The sequence below is a fragment of the Pseudogulbenkiania ferrooxidans 2002 genome (genome assembly GCF_000174355.1).
GTDB classification, from domain to species: domain Bacteria; phylum Pseudomonadota; class Gammaproteobacteria; order Burkholderiales; family Chromobacteriaceae; genus Pseudogulbenkiania; species Pseudogulbenkiania ferrooxidans.
This window is the reverse complement of record NZ_ACIS01000005.1, coordinates 362,299-375,226: the sequence shown is the minus strand read 5'-3', so window position 1 is coordinate 375,226 and position 12,928 is coordinate 362,299. Positions and strand designations below refer to the sequence as shown.

11 protein-coding genes are annotated in these 12,928 nt (G+C 66.3%); 4 read left to right on the top strand and 7 right to left on the bottom strand.

The window, feature by feature from the left end:
* Positions 1 to 57: 57 nt before the first annotated feature.
* The 3 genes from FURADRAFT_RS11015 to FURADRAFT_RS11005 are packed head-to-tail and all read right to left on the bottom strand — an operon-like array spanning position 58 to position 4,978.
* Positions 58 to 3,159: an efflux RND transporter permease subunit gene (locus FURADRAFT_RS11015; RefSeq protein WP_008954232.1), complete on the bottom strand. Its 3,102-nt coding sequence runs from the start codon at positions 3,157 to 3,159 to the stop codon at positions 58 to 60.
* On the bottom strand, positions 3,156 to 4,307 hold the full coding sequence (locus tag FURADRAFT_RS11010; protein ID WP_081455951.1) for an efflux RND transporter periplasmic adaptor subunit: 1,152 nt from the start codon (positions 4,305 to 4,307) through the stop codon (positions 3,156 to 3,158). The genes FURADRAFT_RS11015 and FURADRAFT_RS11010 overlap by 4 nt, the downstream gene beginning before the upstream one ends.
* A 53-nt stretch (positions 4,308 to 4,360) precedes the next feature.
* Positions 4,361 to 4,978, bottom strand: coding sequence for a TetR/AcrR family transcriptional regulator (locus FURADRAFT_RS11005; protein WP_008954230.1), 618 nt, complete (start codon positions 4,976 to 4,978; stop codon positions 4,361 to 4,363).
* A 94-nt stretch (positions 4,979 to 5,072) separates the two neighbouring features.
* Here FURADRAFT_RS11005 and FURADRAFT_RS11000 point away from each other — a divergent pair, with 94 nt between their 5' ends.
* The 4 genes from FURADRAFT_RS11000 (at position 5,073) to FURADRAFT_RS10985 (ending at position 8,318) form a co-directional block, all read left to right on the top strand.
* The gene (locus FURADRAFT_RS11000) at positions 5,073 to 6,563 is read left to right on the top strand and encodes an efflux transporter outer membrane subunit (protein ID WP_008954229.1); all 1,491 of its coding nucleotides are present in this window, start codon (positions 5,073 to 5,075) and stop codon (positions 6,561 to 6,563) included.
* Positions 6,564 to 6,568: 5 nt separating this feature from the next.
* Positions 6,569 to 7,354 (top strand): SDR family NAD(P)-dependent oxidoreductase, encoded by a 786-nt coding sequence (locus tag FURADRAFT_RS10995; protein WP_008954228.1) that lies wholly within the window; start codon positions 6,569 to 6,571, stop codon positions 7,352 to 7,354.
* A gap of 77 nt (positions 7,355 to 7,431) precedes the next feature.
* On the top strand, positions 7,432 to 7,746 hold the full coding sequence (locus tag FURADRAFT_RS10990) for a hypothetical protein (RefSeq protein WP_008954227.1): 315 nt from the start codon (positions 7,432 to 7,434) through the stop codon (positions 7,744 to 7,746).
* A 17-nt stretch (positions 7,747 to 7,763) separates the two neighbouring features.
* Positions 7,764 to 8,318, top strand: a complete 555-nt coding sequence (locus tag FURADRAFT_RS10985; RefSeq protein WP_008954226.1) for a PaaI family thioesterase — start codon at positions 7,764 to 7,766, stop codon at positions 8,316 to 8,318.
* 276 nt (positions 8,319 to 8,594) lie between these two features.
* Here FURADRAFT_RS10985 and FURADRAFT_RS10980 read toward each other — a convergent pair whose 3' ends face one another.
* The 4 genes from FURADRAFT_RS10980 to FURADRAFT_RS10965 form a co-directional block, all read right to left on the bottom strand.
* On the bottom strand, positions 8,595 to 8,942 hold the full coding sequence (locus FURADRAFT_RS10980; RefSeq protein ID WP_008954225.1) for a hypothetical protein: 348 nt from the start codon (positions 8,940 to 8,942) through the stop codon (positions 8,595 to 8,597).
* A 375-nt stretch (positions 8,943 to 9,317) separates the two neighbouring features.
* The gene (gene astD / locus FURADRAFT_RS10975; RefSeq protein WP_008954224.1) at positions 9,318 to 10,781 is read right to left on the bottom strand and encodes a succinylglutamate-semialdehyde dehydrogenase; all 1,464 of its coding nucleotides are present in this window, start codon (positions 10,779 to 10,781) and stop codon (positions 9,318 to 9,320) included.
* 57 nt (positions 10,782 to 10,838) lie between these two features.
* Entirely contained in the window at positions 10,839 to 11,879 is a 1,041-nt protein-coding gene (astA, locus tag FURADRAFT_RS10970; protein ID WP_008954223.1) for an arginine N-succinyltransferase, read from the bottom strand.
* A complete protein-coding gene (locus FURADRAFT_RS10965) occupies positions 11,876 to 12,919 on the bottom strand; it encodes an arginine N-succinyltransferase (protein ID WP_008954222.1) in 1,044 nt (347 codons plus the stop codon). Before FURADRAFT_RS10965 ends, astA begins: the two co-directional genes overlap by 4 nt.
* Positions 12,920 to 12,928 lie beyond the last annotated feature (9 nt).

The following is a 12,928-nucleotide window of genomic DNA, read 5'->3' as shown; positions in this document are numbered from 1 at the left end:
AAATGTAGTGGTGGCACACCGGCAACCGCTGCGGGGCCGGCGCGCCGATTCCTTCAGCTAGTCTGCAGCAGGTTCCGTTCGTATCGTAGGAGCGGCGTGCCCCTCCGCCGCCGTCGGCCTGATTTTGAACCAGATCGAGTACAAGGCCGGCAAGAACACCAGGGTCAGAACCGTCCCGGCGAAGGTGCCGCCGATCAAGGTGTAGGCCAGCGTCCCCCAGAACACCGAATGGGTCAGCGGGATGAACGCCAGGATGGCGGCGAGTGCGGTCAGGATGACCGGGCGGGCGCGCTGCACGGTGGCTTCGATAACCGCACGGAATGGATCGAGTCCGGCCTGTTCGTTTTCACGAATCTGTCCTATCAATATCAGCGTGTTGCGCATCAGGATTCCGGACAGCGCAATCAGACCGACCAGCGCGTTGATGCCGAACGGCTGCCGGAACAACAGCAGGGTGGGCACGACCCCGATCAGGCCCAGCGGCGCGGTGGCGAACACCATCGTCATCGCAGAGATCGACCGGACCTGGAAGATGATCGTGATCAGCGTCAGGGCGATCATGATGGGGAAGATCGGCGCCATGGCGCGGTTCGCCTTGCCGGATTCCTCGATGGAACCGCCCTGCTCGATCCGGTAGCCGGCCGGGAGCTTGGCGATGACGGGCTGAAGATCCTTCCATACGGCGGTGGATACGTCCGGCGGCTGCAAGCCCTCGGCAATGTCTCCGCGCACGGTGATCGTCGGCGTGCGATCGCGGCGGCGCAGGATGGGGTCTTCCATGTGGACGTTCACCGTTCCGATCTGCGACAGCGGAATCCGCTGGCCGGCCGCTCCGACCAGGGTGAAATCGGCGATCTTGCCCGGATCGAGCCGCGTGTTGCCGGCTGAACGGGCTTCGACCTGTACCGAGCGGATGTCCTCGCGCACCTCGGTAATCGGGATGCCGTTCAACAGGAACTGAAGCTGTTGGGCCACGTCGCTGGAGCTCAAACCAAGGCTCTGGAGCCGGTCCTGATCGAGCGAGAAACGCAGCGTGGGCACGCGCTCGCCCCAGTCGGTATTGACCGTACGCATCTGGGAAGAGGCCTGCATCACGGCACGCACCTGTGCCGCGATGTCGCGCAGCTTGTCGGGATCGGGCCCCATCACGCGGAAGGCCACGGGGAACGGCGAGTACGGGCCAAACACCAACTGGGCCACCCGCACGCGCGCCTCCGGTGCCAGACCGTCGGCCACCGCCTGCCGCAGCCTGAGCTTGAGCGCCTCACGCGCCGCCTGGTTGTCCGTCAGGACGACGATCTTCGCGAACGAAGGATCGGGCAACTCCGGCGCCATGGCGAGGTAGAAGCGCGGCGCCCCCTGTCCGACGTAGGCCGTCACGATCTTCGCTTCCGGCTGCCTGGCCAGCCAGGCCTCGACCTTGGCGGTCACCGCACTCGTCTGCTGGATCGAGGTGCCATACGGCATCTGGACTTCGACCAGCACCTCGGGCCGATCGGAAGTCGGAAAGAATTGCTTGTTGACCACGTCCATGCCCAGGACCGCGACGAACAAGGCACCGACCACGCCCGCCGCAACCAGCCATTTTCGCCGGATCACCGATCCAAGAAGGCGGCGGAAGCGCTCGTAGTGCGGGGTCGCGTAGATCGCCGCGTTCCCGCCCTCGTGTTGCTTGAAGTTCGGGAGCAGCTTCACCCCCAGGTAGGGCGTGAACACGACAGCGACGATCCACGACGTGATCAGCGCAATGCCGACGATCCAGAACATGTTGCCGGCGTACTCGCCGGCGGTCGACTTGGCGAAGCCGTTCGGCATGAAGCCGATCGCCGTCACCAGGGTTCCGGAAAGCATGGGCGCGGCGGTATGGCTCCACGCATAGGCCGCCGCGCGGATGCGGTCGTAGCCCTCCTCCATCTTCACCACCATCATCTCGATGGCGATGATCGCGTCGTCGACCAGTAGCCCCAGGGCGAGGATCAGGGAGCCCAGCGTGATCCGGTCGAAGTTCTTGCCGGTGGCCGCCATGATGACGAAGACCGCGGCCAGGGTCAGGGGAACCGCTGCCGAGACCACGATGCCGGCGCGCCATCCCATGCTGAGGAAACCCACCAGCATCACCACGCCGAGGGCAACGAAGAACTTGAGCATGAACTCGTCGACGGCCGAGTGGATATTGACCGATTGGTCCGTGACCTTGGTGAGGCTCATGCCGAGCGGCATCTCGGCGTTGATCGCCGCCGCTTCCGTCTCCAGCGCGCGGCCGAGATCGAGGCCGTTCCAACCCTCGCGCATGACCACGCCGAGCAGCAAGGCCGGTTCGCCGTTGTTGCGGATGAGGAAGGTGGCCGGATCCTCGTAGCCCCGCTTCACCTCGGCGATGTCGCCGAGCTTCAGCGTACGGCCCCGCGCCGCGACGGGCGTATTCCGGATCGCCTCCAGATCGTCGATGGCGCCGTCCAGCCGGATGAAGACCTGTGGGCCCTTGGCGTCGATCGAGCCGGCGGGCGTCATGACGTTGCGCCCGTTCAGCGCTGCGAAGAGGTCGCGTGGGGAGACGCCCAGGGTCGCGAGGCGGTCATGGGAGAACTCGACGAAGATCCGTTCGGCCTGCTCGCCGATGATGTTCACCTTCTTGACGCCCGCCACGTGAAGCAGGCGCTGGCGCAGGGTCTCCGCGTCGCGCACCAGGTGCCGATGGGCCTCACCCTTCGCTTTCAAGGCATAGAGTGCAAAGGTCACGTCGGCGTATTCGTCGTTCACCATCGGGCCGATGACGCCACGCGGCAGCTTGCCGGCCTCGTCGCCGAGTTTCTTGCGCCCCTGATAGAACTGCTCGGGGACCTCCGCGGGGGGCGTGCTGTCGAGCAGGAACACCGTGGTGAAGGCCAGGCCCGGTCGCGTAAAGGTCTCGGTCCGGTCATACCAGCGCAGTTCCTGCATGCGCTTTTCCAGGGGCTCGGCGACCAGTTCTTCCATCTCCTTTGCCGTAGCGCCGGGCCAGGCGGTGACCACGGTCATCTGCTTGACGGTAAAGGCGGGATCCTCCGCCCGGCCCAGCGTCAGAAAGGCCACGATCCCGGCGATGAAGATGGCCAGCATCAAGAACAGGGTGACCGAGCGCTCGCGTACCGCGAGGGCAGAGAGGTTGAAGGCGCTCATTTCCCCTCCCCGCTGGCCGCCGCCACGCTTTGCGCGGCTTTGCCGTCAGCCAGTCGTACCTGCTCACCTTCGTGCAGCAGATGGGCTCCGAGCACGACGACGCGATCGCCCGCCGCGAGGCCACCGACGACCGCGGTGGCTTCGTCACTGAGGCCGGTTACCTGCACGGCGCGCCAGGTGACCCGAGGCGCCTTCCCTTCGACCAGCCATACGCCGGGGCCTTTGCCGGGATCGACGATCGCGCCGATGGGTACCCGCAGTGCCGGAGCGGAGCGGTCGTGCGGGATGCGAATGGAGACGGTCGAGCCCAGCGGCGCGTCCGCCAGACGGTCCTCCAGCACGTAGCGCGCCTCGAAGGTGCGCGTCTCACGGTTGGCGGCATCCGACAACTGGCGCAGTTTCGCCGCGCCCGTGAGCCCGCTGCCATACAAGGCCGCGCGCGCCACGGATCCGACCGCCGGACGCAGGGCTTCGGGGAGCTCGATGACTGCTTCGCGGCGCCCGGCATGCGCCACACGAACGACAACCTGCCCGGCACTGACGACCTGGCCCGGCTCCGCCAGGGTCTCCACCACCACGCCGTCCGCGTCGGCAAGCAGGACCGTGTAGCTGGTTTCGTTGCGCGCCACGTCGGCCTGGGCCTGGGCCGCATTGAGCTCCGCCCTTGCCGACTGGGCGGCGGTCTTGATCTTGTCGTAGGCCGAGGCCGACACCGCACCCGCCGAGACGAGGTCGCGGTACCTCGCCTCGTCCTCCGCGGTCTGGCGCGCGCGCGCCGTGGCGGCGGCAACCGCCTCGTCGTGGGCGCGCGTGGCGAGCTTCAAGTCGGTGGGGTCGATGCGCATCAGCGGCTGGCCACGCTTGACGGCCTGCCCGGTATCGACCAGGCGCTCCAGGACCTTGCCGGGAACGCGGAAACCCAGGTCGCTCTGCACCCGCGCCGCAACAATGCCGGTGAATGAGCGCTCGGCCTGGACGGCGGCCTCTACCGCCCCCACCCGTACGACGGGAATTCGGGTCCGCGGATCAATTGAAGAAGTGGCGTCGCTGCACGCTGCCAGGGCTAAGGGCAACAGACCGACGACGGCGAGGAAGGGAATAGTACGGCGCTGAAGCATGACGACCTCCGGAAACACGAAGGTCTTCATGCTCTAACTTGTGACCATATTTGTCAATGGTCACTTTGTGCTCATGGAGTACCCTAAGGCGCCAGGCTACGCAGCACCAGGTTCGAAAGTCGTGTAGGCGCGTCCTCGACGAGGTCGAGGTTGTGCTGGAGCAGGAGCGGATTCGCGAAGGGCAGCATGACGAGATAGATAGCATGCACCGTCTCGTCCAGCGGTGTCTTGCGTTCGAACTCGCCGCTCTCCCGCCCTTCGCGGACGATCTCCGTCAGGATCTGCTGGATGCGCTCGCAGTAGGCGCGGGCAGACGGCCACCCCTCGCCGGCGGAATACGCCGCGATGTCGTACAGCTTGCGGTCGTTGAAGAACAGGCTCACGCCGGTCGCCACCAAGACCTTGAACATTCTGCGGAATTTTTCCGTCGGGGTGGATGCGCCTGCCACGGCCTCTTCGACCGCCACGACGATGGCACTCAAGGTCTTGGAGCAGATGGCCTCGCCGATGGCCTGCTTGGAGTCGAAGAACTTGTAGATATAGGCCTTGGAAAAGCCGATCGCCTTGGCCAGGTCGGAGACCGTGGTCTTCTCGTAGCCGTAGTGGCTGAAGTGTTCTCCGGCCGCCTCCACGATCTGTTCTCGAACGCTATGGTCGGCAGGGCCACGCGTCTGCGGGGCGGAAGACTCGATTTCATTCATGGGGAAAACAATACCTCGTATGCTAAAGCTTGACAACTAGTGACCAATTTAGACTATAGTCACGCAAACGGTTCAACTCCCCCGAAGGACTCTCATGCTCGCCCATCCCCGTTCTCTCGCCCTTCTTCTGAGCGTCGGCGTCTTGACGGGCTGCACCGTCGGCCCCGACTACAGACGCCCCGAGATCGCCCTGTCGCCCACCTTTATCGGACAGGAAGGCGTCGATCACCGGCAGGTTAAGCACAAGGCAGACCTCACGATCTGGTGGGCCGCCTTCGACGATCCGCTGCTGACGCACTTCGTCGCGCTGGCCCTCGACCAGAACCTGGACATCGCGCAAGCGGCGGCACGTGTCGCCCAGTCGCGTGCGTCATTGCGCTACGCCGATGCGGCGCTGCTTCCTGCGGCCAACGTGAGTATAACCGCAGCGCGAGGCTACCAGTCGGTCGAGACCCCGCTGGGGCAGGTGCTCAACGCCACGCCCGGCTTCGATCGCAGCGGCAGCTCCTACGAGGCCAACCTCAATGCGAGTTGGGAGATCGACATGTTCGGCGGTCTGCGGCGAGGACGGGAGGCGGCGCGCGCGGCGTACGAGGCATCCGAAGCCGGCGCGGTGGCGACACGGCTGGCCGTGGCCGCGCAGACAGCGGATGTGTACGTCACAATCCGGGGCTTGCAGGCGCGCATCGCGATCGCCCGGCAGCAAGTGGAAACCCGCCGTCAGTTGTTCGCCATGGTCCGGCTCCAGTACGGGAAGGGGGTCGCCGCCGAGCTCCAGATGAACCAGGCCGAGGGTTCGCTCACCCAGGCCGAGGCGCAGATTCCCGTCCTGGAAGCCGGCCTCGATTCGGCAATGAACGCACTGGACGTACTGCTCGGGGTGCAGCCGGGAACCTACCGCACGGAGCTAGCTTCGGTGGCGCCGGTCCCGGTCGTTCCGGGTCTGGCCGAGACCGGCACCCCGGCCGAGTTGATTCGGCGCAGGCCGGACCTCATCGCCGCCGAGCGGCGCCTGGCGGCAGCCAATGCGCGCATCGGCGTTGTGGTCTCGGAGTACTACCCCAAGCTCTCGCTTGCCGCCCTGCTGGGCAGCGCCACCGCGATAGCGAGCGGCAACCTCTTCACCGGGGCCGCCAGCCAGGCCCAAGGCGTTCTCGGGCTGCGCTGGCGCCTGTTCGACTTCGGCCGCGTCGACGCGCAGATCGCCGCCGCACGTGGCCAGGAGGCCGAAGCCCTGGCGGCCTACCGGCTGGCCGTGTTGCGGGCGACCGAGGATGTCGAGAACGCCATCGAAGCCCTCGTCAAACGCGAGGCACAGGTCGGCATCCTGACGCGGGGCGAATCCTCGCTCGCCCGTGCGCGCGAAAACTCGCTTGCCGCCTACAAGGGCGGCGTCGTCAGCCTGATCGAGGTGCTCGATGCCGATGGCAAGCTGCTGGAGGCGCGCGACGCGAAGGCACAGGCAGAAACGGAGGCGGCGCGCGCCGCCATTGCCTCCTTCCGGGCTTTGGGGGGCGGATGGGATGCGCAGCATGCAAGCAGCAACCGCCTCTCCAGCAACCTTTCCACCAACGACCGCAGGTAAGCAAAATGACCACAACAGATAATTCATGGGTGCTCGTCACGGGCGCATCGAGCGGCTTTGGCGAGGAGTTCGCCCGCCAATATGCCGAGCAAGGCCGCTCCCTGGTTCTGGTGGCACGCCGGCTGGACCGTCTTCAGGCGCACGCCGAGACATTGCGCCGGCAGTACCACATCGAGGTCGTGGTGGAGCAGGTCGACCTCACGGACATTGCAGCAGTCGTCCAATTGCATCGGCGTCTGCTCGAGCGAGGCATTGTGATCGACATCCTGATCAACAACGCCGGCCATGGGCTGCAGGGACCGTTTGTGGATAGCCAGCTCGACGCGGCGCTGGCAATGGTGCAGCTGGATGTGGCAAGCCTGACCGCGGTCACCCATGTCTTTGCGCAAGACATGCGGGCTCGAGGACGCGGGAAGATCCTGCTGGTGGCGAGCCTGTTGGCCTACCAGGGCGTGCAGAACTTCGCCGTCTATGCCGCCGCCAAGGCCTACGTGTTGCGTCTGGGCGAAGCGCTTCATCACGAGCTCAAGCACGATGGCGTCACCGTTACGACGCTTTGCCCGGGCGTATCGAACACCGGCTTCGCTACCGCGGCGCAGATGAAGCTCACGCCCGCGCTAAAGGGGTTGATGATGCAGCCGCCCCCCGTGGTGCGCGCCGGTATCCGCGCCTTGCAGGCCGGACGCATCAGCGTCGTGGCGGGCTGGGCGAACAAGGCCCTCGTGATCCTCACGTGGGCGACGCCACGCTGGCTGCACCAGGCTTTTTTGTCGCGTGCCATGAACGGATGACACGCATTTCCGGCCGAGCGGTGCCAGGTGCCAACGGTACCGCTCGTCTACTGCTTCACCCGAACAGGAGACTCATCATGAAATCGCTTTTGGCATTGTCCGGCATCGCCCTCGTCATTTCCGCCCACACCGCGCTGGCCGATCCCGGCCGCCCGCTGGATCCTCACGAGCAGGCGCGGCAGTCGATACTGAACGTGACACAGCATTCGGCAGCCATCCCCAACACGACGGTAACCGAGGCGCCAGCGCCGACGGATCCGCATGAACTCGCGCGTCAGCGAATCGTCCCGTCGCCCGTGACCCGCGTCGCGTCTCGACCCGCACTCGAGGTGGGATCGCCGCCGAAAATCGACCCGCACGAGCGCGCGCGCCGCTCGATTCTAGGTAGCTAGGGAGAGGAGTCGACCCCATGACAGCGCCAACCGACGCGATGAACCCCGAAGAAACGCTTGCCCGCTGGCGGGCCGAGGAGGCGGCCGTGCGCGCCCGCCTCCAGACGACTCCCGGCGTGGCCTCCCCTGCCCAGCTCGCCGGGCGCAGCGGATTGCAGATATTCCAGGCGCTCCTCGCCGGGGAGATTCCGCCCCCGCCGATGGCTGCGACGCTCGATTTCACCCTGCTGCGCATCGAGCCCGGATTGGCGGTATTCCAGGGAGAGCCAGGCTTCAGCTACTACAACCCGATGGGCACCGTGCACGGCGGCTGGTTCGCAACCATGCTCGACACCGCCATGGGATGCGCCGTGCATTCCACGCTGCCGGCGGGCAAGGCCTACACCACCCTGGAACTGAAGCTCAACCTCGTCCGCTCACTCACCGACGCGGTGCCGCTGGTACGCGCGGAAGGCCGGTTGGTCCACGGCGGCCGCCAGGTGGCGACCGCGGAAGGCCGGCTGGTCGGACCGGACGGCAAGCTCTACGCCCACGCGAGCACTACTTGCCTGGTCTTTGACCAGGCTTCATAGAAGATCGGCACAAAAGGCTTCGGTCCGGCTCGTGCCTCGCTCATCGCGGTGCATCAGGGTTCCCGGCTTGGCGCATCGGGCAATGCGGATGTCTCCTCTACAGCAGGAAGGAGCCGGCCGTCAGCCGGAAGCATGAATGTCTCTTGAGGGTCGATCTGCATCGGTGGCAAACAAGTGTGCCATTGGATGCACCGAATCGATCGGTGTTGCTGCAGCCTGGCGCGCCAGTGCGTGCCATTCCGCAGCACCGCCCCCGCCGACTACGGCATGAGACCATCAGTGCATGAAGGTCAGATAACCCCACAGCACCACGATGTTGGCCATCAGGGCAAAGCCGACCGAAAAGCTGATGCCGGAAAACAGCGCCCAGGCGCGGAAGACCTCGTACCAGTCCGGCACCACCTCCGCCAGCCCCTTGGCCATGTGATGGCTGGCCAACAGCAGCGCGCACAGGATCGCCCACTTGATCAGATAGCCCGGCAGGTATTTGCGTTGCTGGCGGTTGAAGCGATAGTTCTGCTCGCGCAGCATGTGGTCGCCCTGCGAGACGTCACGGAACAGCCAGTAGGGAATGAAGTAGAGATACAGCAGGTGGAGTAATCCGGGTTCCGTCGTGTTGGGCATGACAGTCCCTCCCCCTTGTCGAAAAACAGCGGCACGCCGCCTTGAACCCCGGCCTGCATGTCCCTGCGGCCGCCCTCATCCACTATAGACACTGCCAGCACGCGCCATGGGGCGACCCGTACGCAGGATGGCACGGCCCCCAAAAAAAAGCAGCCCGGTTTGCACCGGACTGCCAACACTGACGACTTCCACAGACAAAATCGGGAGCTCCTCCGGAAAGCGAGCGGGCCATGGCAGGCCGAGCCGCCTCGCAGGCGCAGGATGGGTGGAGCAATGCGGAACCCCTCATCCGCTATTGATGGGTTCCGGCGGGTGTGCCTTCGCCCAGCCTGCGAGTACTCATGATGCCAAGGCGCAGCCGCCTGATCGAGAGGCTTACAACGACATCCCCGGCGCGAGCTGGCTCGGCAGCGCCAGCGCCGGCGCTTCCACCGAGGCCATCGGGTAGGCGCAGTAGTCGGCGGCGTAGTAGGCCCCCGGGCGATGGTTGCCGGAGTTTCCGACCCCGCCGAACGGCGCGGCGGACGAGGCGCCGTTGGTCGGCTTGTTCCAGTTCACCACGCCGGCGCGGATGTCCTGGCTGAAGCGTTCCCACAGAGCGGCATCGTCGGCCAGCAGCGCCGCCGACAGGCCATATTCGGTGTCGTTGGCGATCTCCAGCGCCAGATCGAAGTCGCGGTAGCGGATGATCTGCGTGAGCGGGCCGAAGTACTCCTCGTCCGGCAGCTCGGTCACGGTGGTGACGTCGAGGATGGCCGGCGTGACGAAGGCTTTGCCCTCTTCCAGCTGGCGCATTTCCAGGATCGGCTTGGCACCCAGCGCGATCAGGCGTTGCTGCGCGGCGAGCATGCCCTGCGCCGCCTTGAGCGACACCATCGCCCCCATGAACGGCTGCGGCTCGGCGTCGAAGGCGCCGATGGTGAGCTTGCCGGCTACCTCGGCCAGGCGCGCCACGAAGCGGTCGCCGAATTCGCCCACCGGCACCAGCATGCGGCGCGCGCAGGTGCAGCGCTGGCCGGCGGACAGGAAGGCGGACTGGATGGCGTGGTGCACGGCGGCATCGAGGTCGGCGCACTCGGCCACCAGCAGCGGGTTGTTGCCGCCCATCTCCAGCGCCAGCATGAAGCCGGGACGGCCGGCGAACTGGCGGTGCAGAGCGATGCCGGTGGCCGAGCTGCCGGTGAACAACAGGCCGTCGAGGTCGGCGTGCTGGGCCAGCGCAATGCCGGTGTCGCGCTCGCCTTGCAGCAGGTTGATCACGCCGGCCGGCACGCCGGCTTTTTCCCACAGTTTGACGGTCAGCTCGGCCACCAGCGGGGTCAGCTCGGACGGCTTGAACAGCACGGTGTTGCCGGCGATCAGCGCCGGCACGATGTGGCCGTTCGGCAGGTGGCCGGGGAAGTTATACGGACCGTACACCGCCACCACACCATGCGGGCGATGGCGCAACACGGAGCTGTCGCCGGCGAGGTCGGCGCGGTGTTCGCCGGTACGCTCGTTGTAGGAACGGATCGAGATCTCGATTTTGCCGATCATCGCCGCCACTTCCTGGCGCGATTCCCACAGCGGCTTGCCGGTTTCCAGGCCAATGGTGCGGGCCAGCTCTTCCTTGTGCTCGCCCAGCACCTCGGCGAAGCGGCGTACCAAGGCCAGGCGTTCGGCCAGCGCGGTGCGGCGCCAGCCGGCGAAGGCGCGGCGCGCGGCGATGAAGGCGGCGTCGATGTCCTCGGCCGCGGCGGCGCGGCCTTCCCAGACCGGCAGACCGGTAGCCGGGTTGAGCGAAACGAAGACCGGGCCGTGGCCGGCGGTCCAGCTACCGTCGATGAACAGTTGGCTCATGTCATGTCTTTCCATGTGGTGGGCCGGCAGCGGCGCGCTGCCGGCGGCAATCGGTTATCAGCTAGCTGCCTTGGCAGCGGGATAGAGCGTCATGGCGCGTACGGTGTCGCCGCTCTTCACGTGCAGGGCCTGGGCGTGCTCGGCACTCAGGGCGATCACACTGTCCGCAGGGTTGGCCGAAGCCAGGATCACGCGGAAATCGGCCAGTTCGCCGTTGGCCACCAGGTAGCGCTGCTCGCCGGCGGCGGCGCGTTCGGCCACGATCTCGACGCGGTACAGCTGGCTGTCGCGCATCACGCGCAGGCTGTCGACGCGGGCTTCCAGCACCGGGCCACCCTCGAAGATGTCGACGTGGTGCTCCAGGCGCAGGCCTTCGGCCTCCAGCAGGCGGCGCGCCGGCTCGGTGTCCTTGTGCACCTTGCCGATGCACTCCTGTGCCTCGGGCGGCAGGAAGTCGATGTATACCGGGTAGCGCGGCATCAGTTCGGCGAGGAAGGACTTCTTGCCGAGCGCCACCAGATGGTCAGCTTCGTGGAAGTCGATGCGGTAGAAGTGCGTGCCGAGCGCCTTCCAGAACGGCGATTCGCCGTTCTCGTCGAAGTGGCCGCGCATTTCGGCGCAGATGTGCTCGGCGAAGCGTTCCGGGAACTGCGCCAGGAACATGAAGCGCGCCTTGGACAGCAACGCGCCGTTGCCGTTGACGCGGAAATCCGGGTCGAGGAACAGCGTGCACAGCTCGGAGTAGCCCGTCAGGCCGTGTGACATGTGCAGCTTGTCCATCTTGGTCCACAGCCCCAGTTCGCGGCTGGCGTGCACGAAACTGTCCATGCGGTAGGTGTAGAACGGCTGGTCGAGGCCGACCGCGACCTCGAGGCCGCACACGCCCACCACCTGGCCGCTATCGCTGTCTTCCAGCACGAACAGATAACCCTGCTCCGCCAGCGGCGCGGTGCCGTCGACGGTGCGCTGCACGCGGTCGAGGCGCGACGCCTGCACGGCGTGGTCGGGCTTCAGCGTGGTCATGCCGGGGCCGGCCTTGTGCGCAAGTTCCACCAGGGCGTCGACATCGTCCGGTCGGCACAGTCTCATCACGATCATGGGCGGGCTCCTTCAACGTGCAGCGGCGCGCAACGCACTTCGTCGCCGTCGGCGATCTCCAGCACGTCGGCCACTTCTTGCGGCAGGACGATCTCGCTCTCCAGCCGCGCCGGCAGCTCGGCGACGGTGCAGCGGAAATCGCCGGTTTGGGTATTGCTCACCAGGTAAGGCACGGTCGGGCCACTCGCCTCGCCGCGCAGCGCGCTGTGCACCCGGCTGTGGCGCACCGACTGGCACACTTCCAGCGGCGCGGTCAGCACCGGGCCGGCGTCGAACAGGTCGACAAACTTGTCCGGCTCCAGGCCTTCGGCCAGGTGGCAGCGGTAGTTGAGGCGCGCGCCGACGTGTGGCTCGCCCATCACGCGCTGCGCCTCTTCCGACAGCAGCGGTACATAGAGCGGGTCGACCTGCATCATTTCGGCGATGAAGGTGCGGCTGCGGCCGCCGGAGGCCAGTTCCATCTGGGTGAAGTCGCGGCGGAAGAACTTGTAGCCGACGCCGTCCCAGAACGGCGAGCGGCCCTCTTCGTCGGCCACGCCGGGTAGCACCGAGAAGATCTCGTTGCTGAAACGTTCGCGGTGCTCGGCGATGAACAGCATGCGCGAGCGTGACAACAGCTGCGGCGCCAGCAGCGCGTTGCCGAGAGCGGCTTCGTCGAAGTAGAAGCCGGTGAGCCGGGTGCGGCCGGTCAGCTCGTGCGACATCATCAGCGCGTGCACGCGGTGGTTCACCTTGAGCTCGCGCGAGGCGTGCACCAGTACTTCGTTACGGAAGGCGTAGAACGGCTCGGAAAAGCCGGCCATCGCCATGATGCCGGCGGTGCCGTAGAGCCGGCCGCTGGCGGAGTCTTCCAGCACGAACAGGTAGCTCTCTTCGCCGGGGCACTCGACCTCGCTGCGCAGCGAATTGAGCGAGTCGTTCACGCGCTGTTGCAGGCGCTGGCGGTCGGGCGGCAGCGAGTGCAGCACCGGCCCGCCCGATCGCGCCATGCGCTCGATCTGGTCCAGATCGGAAAGCTTGCTCGGTCGAACAAACAGCATGTCAGTCCC

Bases quoted from the DNA above. Each gene is read 5' to 3' on its own strand.
- FURADRAFT_RS10990 (WP_008954227.1), top strand. From the start codon at position 7,432: ATGAAATCGCTTTTGGCATTGTCCGGCATCGCCCTCGTCATTTCCGCC.
- FURADRAFT_RS11010 (WP_081455951.1), bottom strand. From the start codon at position 4,307: ATGAAGACCTTCGTGTTTCCGGAGGTCGTCATGCTTCAGCGCCGTACT.
- FURADRAFT_RS10985 (WP_008954226.1), top strand. From the start codon at position 7,764: ATGACAGCGCCAACCGACGCGATGAACCCCGAAGAAACGCTTGCCCGC.
- FURADRAFT_RS10965 (WP_008954222.1), bottom strand. From the start codon at position 12,919: ATGCTGTTTGTTCGACCGAGCAAGCTTTCCGATCTGGACCAGATCGAG.
- FURADRAFT_RS11015 (WP_008954232.1), bottom strand. From the start codon at position 3,159: ATGAGCGCCTTCAACCTCTCTGCCCTCGCGGTACGCGAGCGCTCGGTC.
- FURADRAFT_RS11005 (WP_008954230.1), bottom strand. From the start codon at position 4,978: ATGAATGAAATCGAGTCTTCCGCCCCGCAGACGCGTGGCCCTGCCGAC.
- FURADRAFT_RS11000 (WP_008954229.1), top strand. From the start codon at position 5,073: ATGCTCGCCCATCCCCGTTCTCTCGCCCTTCTTCTGAGCGTCGGCGTC.
- astD (WP_008954224.1), bottom strand. From the start codon at position 10,781: ATGAGCCAACTGTTCATCGACGGTAGCTGGACCGCCGGCCACGGCCCG.
- FURADRAFT_RS10995 (WP_008954228.1), top strand. From the start codon at position 6,569: ATGACCACAACAGATAATTCATGGGTGCTCGTCACGGGCGCATCGAGC.
- FURADRAFT_RS10980 (WP_008954225.1), bottom strand. From the start codon at position 8,942: ATGCCCAACACGACGGAACCCGGATTACTCCACCTGCTGTATCTCTAC.
- astA (WP_008954223.1), bottom strand. From the start codon at position 11,879: ATGATCGTGATGAGACTGTGCCGACCGGACGATGTCGACGCCCTGGTG.